This window comes from Caballeronia sp. (genome assembly GCF_049581465.1).
In the GTDB taxonomy this organism is placed as follows: Bacteria; Pseudomonadota; Gammaproteobacteria; order Burkholderiales; family Burkholderiaceae; genus Caballeronia.
On the sequence record NZ_JBAUSA010000382.1, the window covers coordinates 1 to 4,446 of the forward strand.

The following is a 4,446-nucleotide window of genomic DNA, read 5'->3' on the forward strand; positions in this document are numbered from 1 at the left end:
CTTATTGTCAGTGTGTCTTTTCAACGCTGTCGCTTTGATCACATCACGCTTAAAATTAATTGTGGCTCGAAAACGTTTGCTCGAAAAAATCCCCTAAAGCTTTGTGTTTTATTGCCGTTAACCTAGGCCACTTTTATTCCCACCGTTAACCTGCCTCACGACAATGCCTTGGCAAAATTAGTGTTGTCGTGAGGGCAAAAGGTTAAACAACGATCGGCGATTTCATTGCGCTGGCACCCCTTCAGCAAGCCTGCCATTCAACTTGAACACCTGCACGCTTGCAACTAGGCCCATCGGCCGCGGCTGCGGCTTGCTCGACCAACGCAGCGCCTGTGCAAAACGGCTAAGCGAGACGCAGGACGCAACCTGCAATTCGCGGAGACGCGCGAGTGCTCGCCAACCGCCGACACCCAGCGCAACTGTTGTAGCCGAAAGAAAAACGCCAAGAAGCGCGAGTTTTAATGCAATACTTAAATCACAATACGCCACATAAGTCTTTCATATTGATGCGAGGAAAGCTGCTGACGCAGGACATCAGACGGCAATCGTGTATTCGGCCGACGCAACGTGAACTGAAGGCGAATCGCCGGGTAGCGCACACTTTTGCAACGTTCAGGGTTACTGACAACATTTCTCAGAACGCACGCACGCTCCATAGATGCACGCCACGTTTTACGCGAGAGGACTTGAAGCACCCGCTTGCCTGACTCGGCGGCGGCTGACGACAGCGTGCTACCGAACAGACTGCTTAGTTAGCACGTCGCACACTAAGGCATGCTTAAAAGCAGCAGGGGCAAACGTGGAAATCACTCCCGCACAAGACCGGATCAACCGCCATGCGTGGCGCAGTCGAAGTGCACGCAACTGGTTCGGCAGTCTGCGCGACTGGACCGATCCGGGTGAGGCGGCAGCCGTCGCCTGGGTAGCCGATCAAGTACGTGACCAGCCGTTGCTTGATGTAGGTGTCGGAGGTGGGCGAACGGTGCCTTTGCTCACGCAGCTTAGCGCTAACTACACCGGCGTGGACTATACGCAGGAACTGGTCACGATCTGCCGCCGAAATTATCCTGGCGCGAGGGTTGAACATATGGACGCGCGCGACATGAGCGCGTTCGACGACAACACCTTCTCCCTTGTCATGTTTAGTTTCAACGGCATCGACGCGGTTGATTATGAAGGACGTCGCAAGATACTTCGCGAATTCTCCCGTGTGTTGAAACCCGGCGGTCTAGCACTTTTTTCGACGCACAACCTGCATGGTCCGAGCTATCGGGAAAATATCTCTCACCTCCTGCACATGCCGGATATCTCGGCAGATCCGATCAAGGTCGGCATCGATACAGCGAGGATGATCTACAGCTTTCCCATTGGCGTATTCAATTATTTTCGCCACTCGCGTCTTAATCAAGAATTCGATGGCTACGCGGTCCGCGTTTGCGCTGCTCATAAATTCGGCATCCTTATTATATACACCGGTATGGCGACTCAACGGCTCCAGCTGGACGAGGCCGGACTCACGACCGAGGTCGTTTTTGGCAACACGAGCGATCGCCAGATAGGGGTGGGCGATGATGTAAGCCGCGAGTACTGGTTTCACTTTATCGCGCGAAAGCCGCTGAACCCGTAAGTGCAAGAATCAACGTTCCTGGAAGACGGCGCCCCCTTTTCCTGACAACGCGCGCCGCCTCGCCCAGGTCCATTCAGCCGGACTGCCTGTCCCAGGCTGCCGCCACAAGCGTTCCGCGCGTCTTCGCTATTCTTGCGACGGGTGGCGGTTCTGGATACCCATGAGATCTATGTGCGCGTAGTATCAGGTCGACAAGACGCGCCTGATACTCACGCGCTATTCCATTGAATAGAGGATTGACCGGAGGGGTGACATGCGACTGGATGACTTCATCGTGCGTGAGATGGAACCTATCCTGGCTCAATGGGAGGCGTTTGCCGGCACGCTATTGCCAGCCGCGGCAAGCATGAAATCGCTGGGTCTGCGTGATCATGCGGAACAGATTTTGCGCGCCGTGGCGAAGGACTTGTCGACGCTCCAGACGCGGGATGCGCAGTCCGAAAAATCAATGGGGCGAGCCCCTAAACTGGTTGACGCCCAGGAAACAGCGGCGCAAACGCACGCCCTCCTGAGAGCGCGAAGCGGGTTCGACATCAACCAGTTGGCCGCAGAGTACCGCGCGCTGCGCGCCAGCGTTCTCCGCCTCTGGATGGACGACTGTCGACCCGAGCCCCCTGATCTGGACGACATCATCCGATTCAATGAGGCCATTGACCAGGCCCTTGCCGAATCGGTCGGATTTTTCAGTGCACAGGTCGACCAGGCGCGTAACCTCTTGCTTGGAATGCTCGGGCACGATATGCGCAGTCCCCTCCAGACCATCCAGATGACAGCCCAATATCTGGCTCATCTGAACGCGGGGGAGCAGGTGTCGGGCGCCGCGTCCCGTTTGATTAACAGCGGCGCTCGCATGCAGGCGCTGTTGAACGATTTGCTTGATTTCAATCGGACCAAGCTCGGTTTGGGAATCAATATCGTACCGACCGAAGTTGATCTCGCGAATCTGGCTTCCGATGAACTCGATCAATTGAGAGCGGCGCATCCCGGGCGCCGGCTCGAGCTTGAGGTCGTGGGCGACTCCCAGGGTGTCTGGGACGGAAACCGTCTACAGCAGTTGCTGGGCAACCTGGTTCTGAACGCGATCAAGTACGGAGCACCCGACACGCCAATACGCGTGGTGGTGACGGGCGATGCGGCTGACGTTCGCTTCGAGGTCAAGAATAACGGGGAAGCCGTGGAGCGATTAATCCTGGACGGCCTTTTTGACCCACTCCGGCGTGGCCCGAATCATGAAGATCAGCACGACGCGGACGGCAGTCTGGGGCTCGGACTTTATATCGCGCGCGAGATTGCCAAGGCACATGGAGGCGATATCGACGCGCGATCCGACGCGACAGAAACCGTGTTCGCCGTGCATCTTCCGCGCCGTCAGTAAATCCGGCCATCATGGCGACGACGACGAAAACCAGACATGCTCATAGGTAGCCACCGACGTTTCATCCGGTATGCGCTCTGACGTAAGCCAAAGAGACCTGACCGACCACGCCGCCGGCCAGCCAGGCGCCTTCACAAGTGCATCTTGGGTCGAGGCTCCGCCGACGCACGGAATGAACCACACAGCCATGAGAGGTTTCGCGTCCAGGCCTTTCTCAGTTCGCGTGATCAGGATCGCCAGCCCGACACTGTTCGACGGCTGCCAGGGAAAAATCAAGCGTCCGTTTGGACGTAACGCCTGCAGCCACGACCGCGGCGGCGCAAGAACAGCGGCATTCACATAAATGAGATCGGCAGCAGGCAACTCAATCGATGTCCCGTCGCCCCGCGTCACCGTGACGCCTTCGTAGGGGGCAAGATTTCGGCGCGCCGCAGCAGCAAGCGCGTGGTCGATCTCGAAGGCCTCGACACTTCCACCGGGGGCCGCAAGCATCGCAAGTATCGCTGTGTAGTATCCCGTGCCGGCCCCGATGTGACAGATCCTCTCGCCGCTACGCGGCGCGACGGCGCCGATCCAGGCGGCGTGAAGATAGGGCTCACCGTTGTTGATGCCTTTTGCCGCGTCGAGCGCGATCAGGGCGTTCTGATAAACGTAGACAGGATCGTCGGTTGGCGTTTCGAAGTACCGGTAGTCGACCATGATTTTCCAGGGACCGGCTGGGAGGAATGCTTCGCGTGGTACGCGCTCAAAGACGCGCTCGAGCCGAGGATCGTCGGACTTGCTCTCGGCAGCCATGAGCCTGGCGTAGCAGCGTTTTGCCTGATCGAGCTTAGACACGCCCTTATCCTTCATTCGATCCTCGCGATGGTCGAACTTCATGGCTGAAGCGGACGGCGGCCGAAGCAACGGTCAGCCATGACGCTGGAAACGCGCACAACGCCCTATTAAATCACGTCATGCGCAACGGGATAAGCGCAGCAAAACGGCTGGCCGCTACGTGGCGTTCCATGCCAGTTCCGGACAGACCTTGACTAAAGATATGCGCCCCGGTGCCGTTAAATCGTACTCGATCGTTTTGAACAGAAATAATGGAGTTGCATTTGAAACAGCGACCACTTAGGACTTTGGTAGTGTCCACCGCATTGGCCACTTTATTAGCCGGATGCGTGACACGTGGACAAGGCCAGCTCGTAGTGAACCCAAACATCGGCCCGGCGATCGCCCCTCCGCCGGTCCTGGTCGTAGCGCCCCCTGTCTATGAAGAGGCTTATGTACCCGGCCCCAACGATCAGTACATTGTCAATGTGACGGACGCCAACATCGTCGTTTTCGGCGGGGACACTTATATCTGGGTGGTCGGACACGACGGCGTCCGGCGCCGGCGTTTTTATGCGCATGGCGACCACCGCGCGGAGATCTTCCATCGCCGCGACGAACTGCATAC

General features: G+C 57.6%; 3 protein-coding genes and 1 pseudogene. 3 read left to right on the plus strand and 1 reads right to left on the minus strand.

Annotation, left to right across the window (positions count from 1 at the left end; genetic code table 11):
* The first annotated feature begins 658 nt into the window (after nt 1–658).
* Nucleotides 659–1,627 carry a class I SAM-dependent methyltransferase gene (locus WCA53_RS09480; protein ID WP_423908391.1) on the plus strand — a complete coding sequence of 323 codons (969 nt, stop codon included), beginning with the start codon at nt 659–661 and terminating at the stop codon, nt 1,625–1,627.
* Nucleotides 1,628–1,880: 253 nt separating this feature from the next.
* Nucleotides 1,881–3,002 (plus strand): sensor histidine kinase, encoded by a 1,122-nt coding sequence (locus WCA53_RS09485; protein ID WP_423908393.1) that lies wholly within the window; start codon nt 1,881–1,883, stop codon nt 3,000–3,002.
* Nucleotides 3,003–3,011: 9 nt separating this feature from the next.
* Here WCA53_RS09485 and WCA53_RS09490 read toward each other — a convergent pair whose 3' ends face one another.
* Nucleotides 3,012–3,839 carry a protein-L-isoaspartate O-methyltransferase family protein gene (locus WCA53_RS09490; RefSeq protein WP_423908395.1) on the minus strand — a complete coding sequence of 276 codons (828 nt, stop codon included), beginning with the start codon at nt 3,837–3,839 and terminating at the stop codon, nt 3,012–3,014.
* Nucleotides 3,840–4,195: 356 nt separating this feature from the next.
* On the opposite strand from WCA53_RS09490, the pseudogene WCA53_RS09495 reads away from it, so the two are divergent.
* A pseudogene (locus tag WCA53_RS09495) lies at nt 4,196–4,446 on the plus strand (hypothetical protein); the annotation flags it as partial.